The organism is Mesorhizobium sp. M0047, assembly GCF_040323315.1.
GTDB lineage: Bacteria > Pseudomonadota > Alphaproteobacteria > Rhizobiales > Rhizobiaceae > Mesorhizobium.
Genome location: NZ_JAMYUW010000003.1, coordinates 74,190 through 90,122, shown reverse-complemented (window position 1 = coordinate 90,122; position 15,933 = coordinate 74,190). Strand labels below are relative to the sequence as shown.

Annotated in this window: 15 protein-coding genes and 1 pseudogene; 14 read left to right on the top strand and 2 right to left on the bottom strand. The window is 57.9% G+C overall.

The features are described 5' to 3' along the window. Positions 1-151: 151 nt before the first annotated feature. Positions 152-340: a hypothetical protein gene (locus NKJ89_RS03680; RefSeq protein ID WP_352599963.1), complete on the bottom strand. Its 189-nt coding sequence runs from the start codon at positions 338-340 to the stop codon at positions 152-154. Between the two features lie 164 nt (positions 341-504). Here NKJ89_RS03680 and NKJ89_RS03675 point away from each other — a divergent pair, with 164 nt between their 5' ends. From NKJ89_RS03675 to NKJ89_RS03610, 14 genes and pseudogenes are all read left to right on the top strand, one after another. Further along, on the top strand, positions 505-1,092 hold the full coding sequence (locus NKJ89_RS03675; protein ID WP_352599960.1) for an RBBP9/YdeN family alpha/beta hydrolase: 588 nt from the start codon (positions 505-507) through the stop codon (positions 1,090-1,092). A gap of 16 nt (positions 1,093-1,108) precedes the next feature. Further along, positions 1,109-1,294 (top strand): annotated as a pseudogene (ligD, locus tag NKJ89_RS03670) (non-homologous end-joining DNA ligase LigD); the annotation flags it as partial. A gap of 299 nt (positions 1,295-1,593) precedes the next feature. Next, on the top strand, positions 1,594-2,565 hold the full coding sequence (locus NKJ89_RS03665; protein WP_352599958.1) for a VOC family protein: 972 nt from the start codon (positions 1,594-1,596) through the stop codon (positions 2,563-2,565). Next, a complete protein-coding gene (locus NKJ89_RS03660) occupies positions 2,562-3,290 on the top strand; it encodes a PIG-L deacetylase family protein (protein ID WP_352599956.1) in 729 nt (242 codons plus the stop codon). The genes NKJ89_RS03665 and NKJ89_RS03660 overlap by 4 nt, the downstream gene beginning before the upstream one ends. After that, positions 3,290-3,964: a 4-carboxy-4-hydroxy-2-oxoadipate aldolase/oxaloacetate decarboxylase gene (locus tag NKJ89_RS03655; RefSeq protein ID WP_352599954.1), complete on the top strand. Its 675-nt coding sequence runs from the start codon at positions 3,290-3,292 to the stop codon at positions 3,962-3,964. Before NKJ89_RS03660 ends, NKJ89_RS03655 begins: the two co-directional genes overlap by 1 nt. Further along, positions 3,957-5,009 (top strand): 4-oxalomesaconate tautomerase, encoded by a 1,053-nt coding sequence (locus NKJ89_RS03650; RefSeq protein ID WP_352599952.1) that lies wholly within the window; start codon positions 3,957-3,959, stop codon positions 5,007-5,009. Before NKJ89_RS03655 ends, NKJ89_RS03650 begins: the two co-directional genes overlap by 8 nt. Then, positions 4,990-5,898 (top strand): NAD(P)-dependent oxidoreductase, encoded by a 909-nt coding sequence (locus NKJ89_RS03645; RefSeq protein WP_352599950.1) that lies wholly within the window; start codon positions 4,990-4,992, stop codon positions 5,896-5,898. The genes NKJ89_RS03650 and NKJ89_RS03645 overlap by 20 nt, the downstream gene beginning before the upstream one ends. 135 nt (positions 5,899-6,033) lie before the next feature. Further along, complete coding sequence (locus NKJ89_RS03640; protein ID WP_352599948.1) at positions 6,034-7,506, top strand: aldehyde dehydrogenase family protein; 1,473 nt, start codon at positions 6,034-6,036, stop codon at positions 7,504-7,506. A 51-nt stretch (positions 7,507-7,557) separates the two neighbouring features. Beyond that, on the top strand, positions 7,558-8,259 hold the full coding sequence (locus tag NKJ89_RS03635; protein WP_352599946.1) for a class II aldolase/adducin family protein: 702 nt from the start codon (positions 7,558-7,560) through the stop codon (positions 8,257-8,259). 210 nt (positions 8,260-8,469) lie between these two features. Then, positions 8,470-9,903: an aldehyde dehydrogenase family protein gene (locus NKJ89_RS03630; RefSeq protein ID WP_352599944.1), complete on the top strand. Its 1,434-nt coding sequence runs from the start codon at positions 8,470-8,472 to the stop codon at positions 9,901-9,903. A 277-nt stretch (positions 9,904-10,180) separates the two neighbouring features. After that, complete coding sequence (locus NKJ89_RS03625; protein WP_352599942.1) at positions 10,181-11,833, top strand: sugar ABC transporter ATP-binding protein; 1,653 nt, start codon at positions 10,181-10,183, stop codon at positions 11,831-11,833. Positions 11,834-11,846: 13 nt separating this feature from the next. After that, positions 11,847-12,815 carry an ABC transporter permease gene (locus NKJ89_RS03620; protein WP_352599940.1) on the top strand — a complete coding sequence of 323 codons (969 nt, stop codon included), beginning with the start codon at positions 11,847-11,849 and terminating at the stop codon, positions 12,813-12,815. A 73-nt stretch (positions 12,816-12,888) separates the two neighbouring features. Continuing rightward, entirely contained in the window at positions 12,889-14,100 is a 1,212-nt protein-coding gene (locus NKJ89_RS03615; protein ID WP_352599938.1) for a substrate-binding domain-containing protein, read from the top strand. A gap of 225 nt (positions 14,101-14,325) precedes the next feature. After that, positions 14,326-14,682 (top strand): putative quinol monooxygenase, encoded by a 357-nt coding sequence (locus tag NKJ89_RS03610; RefSeq protein WP_352599936.1) that lies wholly within the window; start codon positions 14,326-14,328, stop codon positions 14,680-14,682. 142 nt (positions 14,683-14,824) lie between these two features. On the opposite strand, the gene NKJ89_RS03605 is transcribed toward NKJ89_RS03610, so the two are convergent. Then, entirely contained in the window at positions 14,825-15,715 is an 891-nt protein-coding gene (locus tag NKJ89_RS03605) for a LysR family transcriptional regulator (RefSeq protein WP_352599934.1), read from the bottom strand. Positions 15,716-15,933: the final 218 nt, after the last annotated feature.

The following is a 15,933-nucleotide window of genomic DNA, read 5'->3' as shown; positions in this document are numbered from 1 at the left end:
TCCCGTCAAAAATAGACGCGAAGCTGTCGCGCGGCCGCCGCGCTTGCCGGTGCTCACCCAAGATTTACAGCTCGGGTCGGTCGATGTCTGGCGCCGTTGGATCGTCATCGAGTAGCTCATACCAAAAAGCTAAATCTATTAAACTGACATGTCAATCTGGCATGTCAAAAATCGTTGGGGCGCATGCACCGACCGCGACGATCAGCAGCGCTTGATGGCCGAATTGAACCGCCCCTTTGGTCGCCTGGTGGGTGCTGCCGCACTTTGGTGGCTTCTCATGACCAGGATGCGCCTCGCCGGCACTTGCCGGCAACGGCAGTGGCAGCAGCATAAACTTCATCGAGAAAACACCGTGCCCAACGCCGGATGACTGGAGGGCGGACATCTCTGCCTGGATCAATAGCCAGTTCGCAACCTCGGACCCCGGGCGATATTAAAGGTTTTCACTTTGATGCCACGTTGACATATCAATTTAACATGTCAATTTGCATTGGGAGAGATTGAATGACTAAGATCGAAACGCCGCTCAGGGCGATCATAATACATGGCGCGCATGGCGGACCGGAGACAAACTGGTTTCCTTGGCTTCACCAAGAGCTTAACGCGGAGGGGATCGAAGTAGTCCGTCCTCATTTCCCCACCCCGGAAGGTCAATCTCTCTCGGCTTGGTTCGAGGTCTACGATCTAGCGATTGAACCGCTTCCGCCGGCCTCGACCATTCTCGTGGGCCATAGTCTAGGAGCAGCATTCGCGCTCCGCCTCGTTGAGCGGTCAGTCAAGCCGGTCCACGGTCTTTTTCTGGCGGCGGGCTTTGTTGGGGCGCTGGGTCTTCCAGATTACGACCCCATCAATAATTCGTTTTTCGAGACGCCATTCTACTGGTCATCAATTCGTGAGCGCAAAGGACGAGCGTTTCGTTGCTGGGCAAGCGATGATGATCCCTACGTCCCGTTGTCTCGCTCGCAGGACGTTGCGACATCCTTGGAGTCCCCACTCGAAATTGTGCCGGGCGGAGGCCATCTCAGCAGCGAGACGAGGTTCGATACCTTCCCGGAGATGCGGGACGCTATTCTCGCCGCCCAAGCGGGGTGAGCGTGCACTTCTTACAGGCCGCATCTTCATTGACTACTTCCGCAACGGGCGCGACAACACTGCGGTTTGCCCCTTCTCCCCACGGGCGCGACCCGGCTTCCCGATTGCCCATCCCGTGACCTGGAGCCAGGTTGAGGGACGCATCCGACCAGATGCATTTACGATCGATCGTCCATTCAGGGCTTCCAGAAAGGCGGCGTGAACCATAGAGTTCATTGAAACGCCGGCTGCTTGCCAATTGTATGCGGTCGTCCGGCCCTGGACATTAAGCACCAGCAAGCAGCCCGACGAGTTGGGAACGCGAAAAACGGGCGGCTTTTGCGGGCTCTCCCCACCTTGCCACCGGTGAGAAGGCGAACACCGGAAGCTATCTGCCGACCGTGAAACTTATCGATGTCGCTGCAAATTAATTGGGCACGGTAGCACGGTCGCATTATCCAGCTAACAGGGCAGGACCGGCATGTCAGCCGCTGCTTCTGTAGCGTTGCATCGGAGGGTGAGATGAGTGTTGACGCTGAACCCTGCTTTGACATCGCCCATCTCGGCCATGTCGAGATTTACACAGACCGGTTCGACGAAAGCCTTGATTTTTTTACGAGGATCTATGGGCTCCGGCTTAGCCGCCTGGCCGATGACGGCGCCTATCTGCGGGCATGGGACGACTATGAGTTCCATACCGTGAAACTGACGCGCCATCAGACAGCCGGCATAGGCCATGTGGCCTACCGGGCATCCTCAAAACAGGCGCTTCACCGCCGTGTCGCCGCGATCGAGGACAGTCGGTTTGAAAGCCTGGGGTGGACGGAAGGAAACGAGGCACATGGTCCTGCCTTTCGGTTTCGCGACCCGTTCGGCCATATGTTCGAGATCTACTGGGAGACAAGCTGGTACACGCCAACAGGCGATGATGTGCCGGCACTGAAAAATACCGCAAGCCATTTTTCCGGAGCGTTCCCCCGCCGCCTCGATCACGTCAACCTGCTCGCGGAAAATGTTGCGGAATTCGAGGAGTTCATGATCACCTGCCTGGGGGCAAGGGTCACCGAGCAAATCCTGCTTGATAATGGTCGCCTCGGCGGCAGCTGGTTTACAGTCAATAACAAGACCTATGATCTCGCCTGCACTGAAGAGCATGGGAAAGGCTCGAACCGCCTCCATCACGTCACTTACGCGACCGATCAGCGGGAAGATGTCCTGCGAGCCGCCGACGTGTTCCTGCAGAACGGGGTTCATATCGAAACCGGCCCCCACAAGCATGCCGTTCAAGGAACCTTCTTTCTCTATGTCTGGGAGCCGGCTGGAAACCGGGTCGAGTTGGCCAATTCCGGTGCAAGGCTGATCCTGGCACCCGACTGGACCCCGGTGGTCTGGACCGAGAGCGAACGCAAGCGCGGCCAGGCTTGGGGCCTAAAGACGATCGAAACGTTCCACACGCACGGAACGCCTGCCAGCGATAGAGAGAATCCTGAATGACGAAGACCGCACTGATCATTTCAGCGCACGCCGCAGACTTTGTCTGGCGATGTGGTGGTGCCATCGCCCTCCATGCCAACAAAGGGTATGACGTGACAGTCGTGTGCCTGTCATTTGGCGAAAGAGGTGAGAGCGCCAAGCTGTGGAAACAGCCGGGAATGGATCTCCAGAAGGTCAAGAGCGCGAGACGTAGGGAGGCCGAGAAAGCTGCGACGGTCCTTGGCGTCAAGAGCCTGATCTGCCTGGACTTTGGTGATTATCCGCTGCAGATGTCGCAGGAGGATAAATATCAGCTCGTTGACATCATTCGCGACGTGCAGCCCGCATTCATGCTCTCCCATTCGCAATATGATCCGTACAATACCGATCACATGTATGCGACCCAGGTCGCTCTTGAAACGCGCATGATTGCTCAGGCCTGGGGACACAATCCCGGGCAGAAGGTTCTTGGCTCGCCACAGCTCTATCTCTTTGAACCTCACCAGACCGAACAAATGGGTTGGAAGCCCTCGGTTTTCCTCGACATCACCGCTGTGTGGGACAAGAAGCGTCGCGCCATCGAGTGCATGGAAGGCCAGGAGCATCTCTGGGAATATTATACTCGGGTGGCCATCAATCGCGCCAACCATTTTACGCGTAATTCGGGAGGACAGTCCGGCGGACGGGACTGCCAGTATGCGGAAGGCTTCCAGGCGGTATTTCCCGAAACCAGGGACGAACTGTGATGAGTGGCATCGTCGTTCAAAATATCAGCCGTGCAAATCCTCAAACGATAAAGGCACTGGCGCAATGCGGGGTGGCGACTGTCCACGAAGCGCAAGGCCGCAAAGGATTGCTCGCACCCCATTTGCGGCCAATCTTTCCCGGCAGCGCGATCGCGGGATCGGCCGTGACGATCTCATGCCCGCCCGGCGACAATCTGATGATCCATGTCGCCATCGAGCAAATCAAGCAGGGTGACATCCTGGTGCTGGCGCCGACGTCGGCATGCGAGGACGGATATTTCGGCGATCTTTTGGCGACATCGATGCAGGCGAGGGGTGGTGTGGGCCTGATAATCGACGCAGGCGTCAGGGATATCGGTGATCTGAAGAAAATGGACTTCCCGGTCTGGTCGCGGACGGTCCACGCCCAAGGTACGGTCAAGGCCACGCTCGGGTCGGTCAATGTTTCCGTCATTTGCGCAGGTCAGTTGGTCAATGCCGGCGATGTTGTCATTGCCGATGACGACGGGGTCTGCATTGTGGCGCGCGAAGAAGCAGACGGTGTGCTGCAGTCGGCCAAAACGCGCCTTGTAAACGAGGCGGAGAAACGGCGGCGGCTGGCAGCAGGTGAGCTTGGCCTTGATATCTATGGCATGCGGGAAAGCCTGGCTGCGAAGGGCATCAAATATGTCTAGTGCGATCCCGGTGATGTGGATGCGCGGCGGCACCTCAAAGGGCGGCTACTTCCTGGCTGACGATCTGCCTGCGGACCAGGGTGAGCGGGACCGCCTGCTTCTGCGGATCATGGGATCGCCGGATGTCCGCCAGATCGACGGGATGGGCGGTGCTGACCCGCTAACGTCAAAGGTGGCGGTTATCAGGCCCTCGCAGCGTCCCGGCATCGATGTGGACTATCTGTTTCTCCAGGTTTTTGTAGATCGACCGATTGTCTCGGATGGCCAGAACTGCGGCAACATCCTCGCGGGTGTAGGACCGTTTGCGCTGGAGAGAGGATTGGTGAAGCCGCTAGATGGCGAAACGCAGGTTCGGATCTTTCTGGAAAACACGCAGCAGACGGCGGTGGTCCGGGTGTCAACGCCCGGCCGGACGGTCGAGTACGAAGGCGAAACGCGGCTCGATGGTGTGCCGGGCACGGCCGCCGGCGTCCGGATCGAGTTTCGCGATACGATGGGTTCGACCTGCGGCGCCCTTCTGCCAACTGGCAACGTGACTGATGTGATCGACGGCATCAGCGTCACCCTCATCGACAATGGAATGCCGTGCGTCATAATTCGAGCTGCGGACCTGGGGATCAGCGGACATGAAGCACCGGCCGAACTGGAGGCCGACAAAAAGCTTCGGACTGCCTTGGAGGCCATCCGGTTGAAGGCGGGGCCACTCATGAAGCTCGGCGATGTCTCGGACCGGCCGGTTCCCAAGATGACTTTGGTCAGCCCCTCGCGGTCGGGCGCCAGCGTCTCGACACGCACATTCATTCCGCATCGATGCCATAAATCCATTGGTGTATTCGGGGCTGTGTCAGTGGCGACGGCTTGCTTGTTACCGGGGGCGGTTGGAAGCGACATCGCCGTTCTGCCATCGGGTGACAAAAAGGTAGTCACCATCGACCACCCATCCGGGATACTCGATCTATCTGTGAGGATCGGTGAGGCTGGTTTTGAGAGCGCAGCCGTCATCTCGACCGCGAGAAAGTTGATGGATGGAACCGTATTCACCTGAGCGGCCCAGTAAAATTGGATTTCTCGGATTTGGCGAGGCTGCAAGGGCGTTCGCCGATTCACTCGCCGCAAGGCAATCCGGGATGCACTTTGCTGCATGGGATGTTGTCCTGACCGATCCTGACCGATCGCAGGGCATGCGCGAAGCAATGGACGGGCGTGGTATCGCGATCCTGTCGGGTCCTCATGGCTATGACGGCTGTGACTGGATTTTTTCAGCCGTCACAGCTTCGCAGTGTCTGGCCGCCATTGAATCCGCCGCGCAAGACATCAAGCCCGGCCAGACCATCATCGACATCAACTCCGTTGCACCGGCAGTTAAGCGCCAAGCCTCGGAGGTCATTACCGGGCGCGGTGCCGCTTACCTCGATATGGCCGTCATGGCGCCAGTCCATCCCAATGGGCATGGAACGCCTGTGTGTATCGCCGGACCTACAGTGGAAAAGCTCTGGCCTCTGCTCGAGGCCATTGGTTTCAATGGCCAGATAGTTGGCACAGGGCCGGGCACCGCCGCTGCCATCAAGATGGTCCGATCCCTGTTCGTAAAGGGTTTGGAGGCGATTACGGTTGAGACACTTCTCGCTGCCGAAGCCTCAGGATGCTTAGACATCATCCTCACCTCGCTCTCTTCGAGTTACCCCGGGCTCGGCTGGCCGAAGATCGCGTCGTACCATTTCGACCGGTTGACGCAGCACGGAACGCGGCGCTCCGAGGAAATGATGATGAGCGCGGAAACACTGGATGCCTTGGGGCTCAATGGCGATCTGGCACGCGAGATTGCCACCGTCCATGCGCGCACCCACACAGCAAGGGCAGGCAAGCCGCATCGAATTCTTAACGACCTCGTTTCCGAAGCGCTGGACCATCGCCTCAAGCGTACGGTGGTTTGATATCCGGCTAGCGAGCTTCCCTGATCGGCCGCCGGCCGACAGAGATCTAATCACAGAGCACGCATTCGCAATGCGTCTACCGGCCTTCATGCGACTAATGTTGCAAAACAATTTCGAAGAAGGTGGATTTGCGAAATGACCAGCATCCAACAAACACTTGCCAGCACTTTGCCTGTTCATCAGGACCAGTTCTATGGCGGTAGATGGTATGAGACCCAGGGCGGCGAGATTGGACAATCGCTAAGCCCAGCTGATGGCACGGCTGTGGGATCATTCAGTTGGGGAAGCCCCACCGATGTCGATCGGGCAGTCGAAGCAGCTCAGTCCGGATTCGAGCAGTGGTCGCAGGTCGCTCCGCTCGAGCGCGCCAAAATCATGCGTGAGGTCGCCAGTGTCATAAGGGCAAATTGTGCAGATTTGGCCTTTCTGGACGCAGCCGATGGTGGCAACCCCGTCGCGGAAATGACTCGAGATGTGTTGAATGCAGCCAACCAGTGGGACTTCTTCGCCGGACTGGTTACGGAACTGAAGGGAGCGTCGATCCCGGTGGGACCGAATGCGGTCAATTTCAGTGTCCGCGAGCCGATGGGTGTTGTGGCCCGCATCGTGGCGTTTAACCATCCCTTGATGTTTACGGCCGCTAAGGCGGCCGCCCCGATCGCGGCTGGCAACAGCGTCATCATGAAGCCGCCGGAGCAGGCACCGCTTTCGGCCTTGCGGCTTGCCGAACTCATCGGCAATCTACTTCCCGACGGGGTCTTCAACGTGCTGACGGGCGGGGCGGTCGTGGGCGCCGCTCTGACATCGCACGAGAATGTTGCAATGGTCACCCTGATCGGCAGCGTGCCGACAGGGCGCGCCGTTATGAGAGGTGCATCGCAGGGTCTGAAGCCGATCCTGCTTGAACTCGGAGGCAAGAACGCGCTTGTCGCCTTTGCCGACGCCGATCCCGATGAGGTTGCCGAGGCGGCAGTGCGCGGGATGAACTTCACCTGGTGTGGTCAGTCCTGCGGCTCGACCAGCCGATTGTTCCTGCACGACGCCATCCACGATGCAGTCGTAAGCAGGATAAAGGACCACGTCGCGCGGTTCCAGCCCGGTTTGCCCACCGATCCAGCAACGACGATGGGCGCACTGGTCAGCGAGGTGCAATACAAGAAAACTCTGGACTACATCGATGTGGCCAAGGGAGAAGGCGCAACGCTTCTCCACGGCGGCAAGCGGCCAGACAGGCAAGAGCTGAAGAACGGTTTTTTCGTTGAACCGACGATCTTCGTGGACGTGAAGCAGTCCATGCGAATTGCCCGTGAAGAAGTGTTCGGACCGATCCTATCGGTTCTGCGCTGGAGTGACTGGGCCTCCATGATCTTCGACGTCAATTCGGTCGAATACGGGTTGACGGGTTCGATCTGGACCAACGATCTCAATCTTGCGCATCTGACGGCCGCCAGGATCAAGTCCGGCTTTATCTGGATCAACGAAGTCTCCAAGCATTTCCTCGGCACACCGTTCGGCGGGTTCAAGCAATCCGGGATCGGTCGAGAGGAATGCCTCGGCGAACTGCTGGCGTTCACCCAGGAGAAGAACATCCATATCAGGCTGCGATAGACCGGGGCCTGAAGTGGACGAGCCGGCAGGCGGCTGGCAGGGGGAGAGCGAATGGAACTGCATCAAGACGTGGTCATGGCAAACCACATCCTGTTCCAGGAAGGAGTGCTGGACGGCTTTGGTCATGTCAGCGGGCGCGACCCGGCAACCCCGGGCCAGTTTATCATTTCGCGCAGTCTGGCGCCGGCGCAGGTGAGCCTGGACGATCTCGTCACGCTGGACCTTGAGGGTCATGAAATCGGCGGGAGCGGCAATCATCTTTACGTGGAGCGGTTCATTCACGCTGCGATCTATCAGGAACGGAGCGATGTGTACGGCATTGTCCATTCCCATTCCCCCGCTGTACTTCCTTTTACAATTTCCAAATCGCAGCGTTTTGCCGCTGTCACCCATATGGCTGGATTCATCGGGCGCTGTGCCGCGGTTTACGACTCGGCGGTGTTTGAAGGGTGTGACTGCGACATGCTGGTGAGAAATCTGAAGATGGGACAGGATCTCGCAGCATCGTTAGGCCGGCAGGCGCTGGTGCTCATGCGAGGCCACGGCATAACAGTCGTGGGCCGCGACGTGCGTCAGGCCGTTTTCCGGGCAGTCTACGCCGAGCAAAACGCCAAGGTGCAGATGACCGCCATCACCATGGGCGAGTACACCGCGTTAACCGAAGGTGAGGCCGCGTTGGCGGACGAAACCAATTCCGGCCAGGTCGATCGCGCGTGGAACCTGTGGGCGGGACGGACCCGACAACGGCCCTGACCGCGTCCACACGGCAAGGCTTCCGCCGTATTCTGTACCAGAGATGCGGGCACATCCCGGCCCGTCCCAATTTCGCGCTTGCCGGGATCGGCGTCACCGCGCACGAAATTATTCGCCGATACGGTTTTCCTTATAACCCCGTCCTGCGTTGTTCGGCTTATTCATTGCAACCATCCAGTCCAAATAACGAACTGATTGAGGAATGCAGTGATGGTTGAGAATTTGAAGGAAACCAGACTTTTTATCGGCGGTGCCTGGAGCGAGGCCGAAAGTGGGCGACGGTTCGATGACCTAAATCCGGAGACCGGTGCTCTTTATGGTCGTGCCGCACTTGCGGCGGCAGGCGATGTCGCCCGCGCCGTTGCCGCCGCTAAGGCCGCTTTCCCGAAATACGCAAGCACGACGGTCACAGAACGCGAGGCCCTGTTGTTCCGGGCCTCAGAATTGCTGCTTGCGCGAAAAACTGAATTCGTCGACGCTCTGGTCGATGAAATCGGCTCACCATTGCGCAAGGCCGAACACGAATTCGGCCGCGCGCTCACCTTCATGCGCGCTGCTGCGGGAATGGTCCGGACGGCGACCGGCAAAACCATTCCGTCCGATGTCCCGGGACGCATTTCGATGTCGATGCGGGCGCCGCTCGGCGTCGTCGCCGCGATCACACCTTTCAATGTTCCCCTGATCAAAGGCGTGCGTCTGACGGCCAATCCGCTGGCATTGGGGAACACCGTCGTCCTTCTCTGCTCGGAAGAAGCACCGATCATCAGCGGCATGCTGGCAAAGGTCTACGAGGATGCAGGTTTTCCCGCCGGAACATTCAACCTCGTGACCGGCTACGGTGTCGATATCGGCGATGCACTGACCGGGCATCCGGATGTGGCGATGGTCACGTTCACCGGTTCCAGCCGGGTCGGCAAGCACATCCAGTCCATCTGCGCGCGCGACAACAAGCGCGTGACCCTGGAGTTGGGCGGCAAAAATCCGATGGTGGTCTTGGCCGACGCAAATATTCCGAAGGCGGTGGCAGCCGGGTCGATGGGCATCTTTACCTATCAAGGCCAGGTCTGCATGGGCAACAGCCGCATTTATGTGGAGGAAGGCGTTTATGACGAGTTCGTAAAGAAGTTCGTCGAATTCGTCTCCAGGCTTGGGATTGGCGATCTTCGAAGCCCAGAGACGGTGATCGGACCCATCATTTCCGAGCGCCAGCGCAAGCGGGTTCAGGAGCATATCCTGGACGCGGTCCACAATGGCGCTCAACTGCTCACGGGCGGAAAGTGGCATGGCAACCGCATGGAACCGACTGTTCTTGCCGGCGTCAAGGATGGCATGCTGTGCGCCCGCGACGAAACGTTCGGCCCGGTCGTGTCGGTCTATTCGGTCTCCAATTATGAAGAGGCGCTGCGGTTGGCCAATGACTCCAACTTTGGTCTTTCATCGGCGATCTTCACCAGCAACATCGATAAGGCGCTGCACTTTGCGCAACATGTCGAGGCGGGCATGTGCCACATCAATACCAGCGCTCTGCAGGACGAAGCTCATGTGCCGTTCGGAGGGACCGGCGACAGCGGGTTCGGCAAGGAGGGCACTGAGGCCGACATCGAGGCAATGTCCGATCTGAAATGGGTCACGATCAACAGTTGACAACCGCGCTGAGCGACGTCCGAAAGCAGTGACAGCCAGACCGAATTTTAAAGATCCGCCGTTCGCAAGGACAGCGGATCTTTTGCTTGAGAGTCCCGCGCGTCACCTGAAGCCGGCGAAGAAACTTATGGCGCTGCTAGGACTATTTATTCAGCCTGGAACACTGGATGCTGTAAGAATTTTGCAAGGACAACCAGAGGCCTAAGCGCCTGCCGGTCATGTCGAAAAATCGCCGTTCGATCCAAAGGGAGCGTTGGATCGCCGAAGGCGGGATCGCATGGCAAGTGCGGCAGATGTGTACGCCACGCGAGTTGCCGCAGGGGAGGAGCAAGGCCAAATGGTCCCGTTCATGCAAATGCAAGATGAGGCAAGCAAGGCGGGCGACCTACCGTTAGCCGGTTCCCCGTCAATCGCTTTGTTGGCTGCGTCTGCCGAAGCCGAAAAGCCAAGCCCAACGCCCCGTCTGATGATTGACAACGTCGTAAAGCAGTTTGGCAATTTCCAGGCGCTACGCGGCGTCACCTTCAACGTGAATGCTGGTGAAATCCATGCGTTGCTCGGTGCAAACGGGGCTGGCAAGTCCACGCTGATCCGGATCTTGGCTGGTTATCATAAATGCGACAGTGGTCAGACCCGGCTGGTACCGAACCACGACCTGCAGGCAGAGTCGACCATCGAGTTCATTCATCAGGACCTGGCCCTGGTGGATAGTCTTAGCGTCGCGGAAAACATTGCCTTGGTGCGCGGCTATCCCAAGCGGATGGGCCGCATTTCCTGGCGCGACGTTCGGAAGCAGGCGATCGAAACCCTCGCCGGGGTCGCCGGTTCGATCGATGTCGACGCAAAGGTCGCCGATCTCAGCCGTGCCGAGCAGTCCTTAGTGGCGATCGGGCGAGCACTTGCAAACAAATGCAGTGTTCTGGTGTTGGACGAGCCCACTGCCAGCCTGCCAGATTCAGACGTAAACCGCCTCTTCGAGATCCTGGCTGGACTGAAGGCCCAGGGCATCAGCATCATCTTCGTTACCCATCGCCTTGATGAAGTCAGGCGAATTGCGGACCGGGTGACGATCCTGTGTGACGGCCAAGTCGTGGCCGATCGCTCCATCGACGACATCTCCGACAGCGAGGTCGTCAGGGCAATTGTCGGCACCGGCCAGGTCGCACACCGGCGCGACCCGGTGGAACTGACGGATGGAGGCCCTGTTCTCATGATCCAGGGCGGACTAATTGGCGACGCGATCAAGCCGATCGATCTGGCACTGAGGCGCGGCGAGATCTTGGGACTGGCTGGTCTTCGCGGCGCAGGTCACGAAGAGGTGGGCCGCGCAATCGCCGGTATAGAGCCCTTTACCGCCGGCAAGATTGAGCTCGCTGGCATCGCCACCTCCCTCAAATCCGTGCGCGACGCTATCGCCTTAGGAATTGGCTTTGCGACGAGTCGGCGCGAACAGGAAGCGCTGGCGATGACGCTCACGGCGCGAGAAAATCTCTTCATCAATCCGAAGATCTCAAAAAGGCATCCCGGCTGGCTTATCGGGAAGAAGCGCGAGCGTTTCAGCGCCACGGAGCTGGCGGGCCAGGTGATGCTGCGCCCACTGCGGCCCGAAACCATGGTTGGATTCTTCTCAGGCGGTAACCAGCAGAAGGTGGTGCTGGGGCGATGGCTAAATGTGGATTTGCGCGTCCTTGTCCTCGAGGACCCGACCATCGGCATCGATGTCGGGGCGAGGGCGGAAATCTATGGCTTGATCTATGAGCTCGCTGCACGGGGTCTGGGCGTCATTGTCATCTCAAGTGACTTCGAGGAACTCGCCATGATTTGCGGACGCGTACTCGCCTTCGATCGGGGCATCATCGCACAAGAAATATCCGCAGCTGACTTGTCCGTCGCAACGATCACGCACGCGGCGAGTGGCGCCTTAAACTAAGAAGTGAAATCTCATGCAAGAATTTATTGTGTCTACGGCCCGCACGGTCTTATCGAAGTACTTGCTGCTTTTGCTGGCCTTGCTCCTGGTTGTCACCTTTTCCGTGCTGGTGCCGGACACCTTTCCCACGGTCACTACAGCACGCTCGATTCTTGATGCGATGGTTATCGTCACGATACTGGCCATCGCTGAAATGCTGATCATCATCATTGGCGAATATGATCTGTCGATCGGCTTCGTCGTCGGACTTCTTCACATCTTGATGATTGGTCTTATCGTCAAGCAGAACATTCCGTGGCCCCTTGCGATCGTTCTGGTGCTCAGCATCGGCACGGTGATTGGCTTGGTCAACGGCATCCTCGTCTACTACTTCCGGATCAATTCCTTCATCGCGACGTTGGGAACCGGGACAATCGCATACGGTTTGTCCAACTGGTACACCAACGGTCAGCAGCTATTCGGATCTTTGCCCAAGGGCTTCACCAATATCTATTCGGCCAAGCTCTTCGGCCTGCCGGTCGCAGCTGTCTACGTGATTGTCATCACCTCGCTGGCATGGTTTGTACTCGAATACACCAAGACCGGCAGACAGCTTTATGCTTTAGGCGCCAACAGACGGGCTGCCGAACTGACCGGCATTTCATCGCGAAAGATCGTCCTCGGCACTTATGTCTTCGGTGGCCTCATCGTTGCTATTGCCGCCATCATCCTAGCATCCAGACTGCGGACTGGGTCCGTCAGTACTGGCCCAGATTACCTTCTACCGATTTTTGTCGGCGCCATACTTGGCTCAACGACGATCAATCCGGGCAGGCCTAACCCCTGGGGGACGGTGATTGCCGTGATGCTGCTCGGGATAGGTATCTCAGGATTGCAGCAGTTGGGAGCACAGTTTTTCGTGGTCCCGCTCTTCAACGGCGTCACCCTGATCCTTGGCGTCGGCCTGGCGACATACTCGTCCGGCCGCGGGGGCAATCGATAACACAAAGGAAATTCACCGCAGCGGCCGTCATGCCGCGGCGGATGATGTCAAAGAAAAAGAGAGAGGAGCGAACATGACACATTCCAAAAGACGGCCGGTCTCACGATTCATCCGCCCGTGTTTTATAGCCACATCGTTGCTGACGACACTGTCCAGCATGCCATCTGCCACCTTCGCACCGATGGCCTACGCGGCCGAAGCGCTGCCGGAAGGCGCCGTTTGCGAGGTAAACCAGAGCCTTCCGGCGGATCCCGTATTGGCTGAAGCTCAGAAGATCGTCAATCACGCAGCCGGCGTCAGTTCGACATGGGATGGACCAACGTCCAGCTTCACAGCGCCGAAAGACGTCAAGATCGTCTATATCGCCTCCAACGCGAACAATCCCGGCGATATCGGGGTGTATGACGGCTTGAAGGAAGCGGCCGCCGCGCTCGGCTGGGACGTCAAGCTGATCGACGGTCAAAATTCTCCCAGCACCAATCTGGACGCCCTGTCCCAAGCCATCGCCCTTTCGCCGAAAGCTATAGTCGTCAGCAGCTATGAGCCGAAATCAGCGGGTCAACTGATTGATGAAGCGAAGGCTGCGGGGATCATCGTTGTCGGAAACCATACGGGCGAAGCCTCCGGTTTTCAGTCGAAATATCCGGGGCTGTTCACCAATATCAGCAGTGATCCGGTTGAAATTGCTAAGGTCGCGGCCTCCTGCGCCCTTGTGGCAAGCAAAGGAGCGGCCGCCGTCTCGCTTGTTAGTTGCGGCGATCAATTCGCGTTGTGCCGCATCAAGGAAGACGCGATGGGAAATGTCATCAAGCAAAGCTCCAAGGCCGCGATCCTGGCGATTAACAATTTCCCGTTTGAGGAAATTCAGCAGCGTATGGGCGCTGTCGCGGTCGCCGATTATCAAAAGCTCGGCAGCAAGCTGACATACATGCTTTCGATCAACGATCTGTACTGGGATGCGGCTATTCCAGCACTCAGCGCCGTCGGCGTCGAGCCCGATGCTGCACCCTACATGATTGCGGCTGGCGACGGCAGCCCGGCCGCCTTTGACCGGATCCGCAACCACGAACATCAGATAGCGACAGTGGCCGAACCGCTGCAGGCCCATGGTTGGCAGATTGCGGACGAAATCGTGCGAGCCCTGAACGGCAAGGAACCGAGCAGCTTCGTTTCCTATCCTCACCTCGTTACGGCCGAGAACGTTGGTGTCGAAGGTGGTGACAAGGGAGTCTACGATCCAAGCAACAACTATAGAGACCAATACAAAAAAATGTGGGCTCGTTGATCTGGAGGGCATGGCACATAACAAGTGCCATGCCCTTTGATTTCCCGGCGTGAGGAAAATTCAATTCCAGATGAAATTGACCACACATTTGCACCGTCCGCATCATGGCGAAAGGCTCGTTCGGAGACCTTTTATCAAATCCTTCACCGGGGCGGCAAAGCGATCAAATACGGATTGAAACGAGCACGATTGTTAGCTCAAAAACACACAGTAAGTGAGGACGGCATGAGTACCAGAGTTGTTGATTCACAATTTCCGCAGGCTTCCCCCTGGGGGGCACAGGGATATGCGCTTATTGTCAAACTGCATGCCGTGGCGGGAATGGAGAACGCCCTTGAAAGGCTGCTGATGTCGGTCGTTGAACCAACGCGAGCAGAACCAGGTTGCGTGTTCTACCAACTCAATCGCGACATTGTTAATCCCGGCATCTTCCACTTCTACGAAGTCTACAAAAACCGCGACGCGTTTTTGGCACATCTCGCGACGCCCTATATCCGAACCCTTCTCATTGCCCTGCAGCCCTATTTGGCCATGGACAATGAAATGGTGTTTCTGAGCCCGTGCGGCGCCATGCACGCCTGAATCGAAAGTCGCCCCTGCTGGTCAGTTCGTCTGCGCCTCCGGTCGCTCGCCTGCTTGTGGGCGGGCAGTGGCCTGGCGAGCGACGCTTGCGGCTCAGAAATTTCCGGCAAGGGTGTGGCCGCGGCATTCACAAGCAATCTGTCTAGCCAATCTTGCTGAACACCTTGCTTGTCCAATCGAGGAACACCCTCAAGCGGGGTGAGGTCTGACGCGCTTGCGGATAGATAGCCGACACGATGGTTTCCGTAGGCCTGTACGGCTTTAGCACCTCCACCAGCGTGCCATTGACCAGGTCCTTTGAGAAGCGATAAAGCGGCGCCTGCACGAGACCGAAGCCAAGACGAGCCAATTCGGCTGATGTATCTGAGTCGTTGACGGTCACGCGGCTCGGGAGAGTTGTTTTCATCGTCTTGCCGCCGACCCGAAACTCGAGTGGCATCATGGTCCCCGTCCGTGAGGAAATGAAACCAATCATCTGGTGAGAGTTCAACTCATCCGGACTTTGCGGCGTGCCGTGTCGAGCCAGATAAGCCGGACTGGCGCAGGTGATCTCCGGAATGCTTGCCAGAGGGCGTTTGATTAGCGTGCTGTCGGTTAGCTCGCCGACACGAATAGCACAGTCAATTCCCTCACGCGCCAAGTCAACCAAACGGTCGCCCTGACCGATGTCCAGGTCGATCTGCGGATAACGGGCAAGAAACTCCGACAGTTTCGGCAGCAGAAACGTGCGGGTCAGCATTCCGTGGGCGTCAATCCGTAACAAACCGCTCGGTTGAGGATTGCGAAAACTGGCTTCGGCTTCGTCTATGCTCGCAAGCACAGCGACGCAGTGTCCATAGTATATTTGGCCATCAACGGTCGGACTAACGACGCGCGTTGTTCGATTGAGGAGTCGGCAATTCAAATGCCGCTCAAGTTCGCGGATCACTACAGTTGTCGTCGAGCGCGGAATTCCGAGGTCTGACGCCGCCATCGTGAACGAACGACGATCAACAACCCTCACAAACAAGCGCATACTATCAAGGTGATCCATGCGGTCATTGTTAGCACCCATTAAACAGTGAATGCAAAGGCGGCTGGATTATCGGCGCGCGTTTATCGGCTATCACATTCAGGCATTGAAGGAGAAGTCGACACCCCGACCCAAGACGCCACAAATGCGAACGAAGTGGAATAGCCAGCGTCAATGCGACATCAGCTGGCTTTGCTCACGAGCCCTTGGGTTTGACGCAACGTGTCGCACCTGGGGGG

What these genes read in the sequence shown, in the direction of transcription:
- NKJ89_RS03680 (WP_352599963.1), bottom strand. Translation starts at nt 340, where the DNA reads ATGAAGTTTATGCTGCTGCCACTGCCGTTGCCGGCAAGTGCCGGCGAG.
- NKJ89_RS03675 (WP_352599960.1), top strand. Translation starts at nt 505, where the DNA reads ATGACTAAGATCGAAACGCCGCTCAGGGCGATCATAATACATGGCGCG.
- NKJ89_RS03665 (WP_352599958.1), top strand. Translation starts at nt 1,594, where the DNA reads ATGAGTGTTGACGCTGAACCCTGCTTTGACATCGCCCATCTCGGCCAT.
- NKJ89_RS03660 (WP_352599956.1), top strand. Translation starts at nt 2,562, where the DNA reads ATGACGAAGACCGCACTGATCATTTCAGCGCACGCCGCAGACTTTGTC.
- NKJ89_RS03655 (WP_352599954.1), top strand. Translation starts at nt 3,290, where the DNA reads ATGAGTGGCATCGTCGTTCAAAATATCAGCCGTGCAAATCCTCAAACG.
- NKJ89_RS03650 (WP_352599952.1), top strand. Translation starts at nt 3,957, where the DNA reads ATGTCTAGTGCGATCCCGGTGATGTGGATGCGCGGCGGCACCTCAAAG.
- NKJ89_RS03645 (WP_352599950.1), top strand. Translation starts at nt 4,990, where the DNA reads ATGGAACCGTATTCACCTGAGCGGCCCAGTAAAATTGGATTTCTCGGA.
- NKJ89_RS03640 (WP_352599948.1), top strand. Translation starts at nt 6,034, where the DNA reads ATGACCAGCATCCAACAAACACTTGCCAGCACTTTGCCTGTTCATCAG.
- NKJ89_RS03635 (WP_352599946.1), top strand. Translation starts at nt 7,558, where the DNA reads ATGGAACTGCATCAAGACGTGGTCATGGCAAACCACATCCTGTTCCAG.
- NKJ89_RS03630 (WP_352599944.1), top strand. Translation starts at nt 8,470, where the DNA reads ATGGTTGAGAATTTGAAGGAAACCAGACTTTTTATCGGCGGTGCCTGG.
- NKJ89_RS03625 (WP_352599942.1), top strand. Translation starts at nt 10,181, where the DNA reads ATGGCAAGTGCGGCAGATGTGTACGCCACGCGAGTTGCCGCAGGGGAG.
- NKJ89_RS03620 (WP_352599940.1), top strand. Translation starts at nt 11,847, where the DNA reads ATGCAAGAATTTATTGTGTCTACGGCCCGCACGGTCTTATCGAAGTAC.
- NKJ89_RS03615 (WP_352599938.1), top strand. Translation starts at nt 12,889, where the DNA reads ATGACACATTCCAAAAGACGGCCGGTCTCACGATTCATCCGCCCGTGT.
- NKJ89_RS03610 (WP_352599936.1), top strand. Translation starts at nt 14,326, where the DNA reads ATGAGTACCAGAGTTGTTGATTCACAATTTCCGCAGGCTTCCCCCTGG.
- NKJ89_RS03605 (WP_352599934.1), bottom strand. Translation starts at nt 15,715, where the DNA reads ATGGATCACCTTGATAGTATGCGCTTGTTTGTGAGGGTTGTTGATCGT.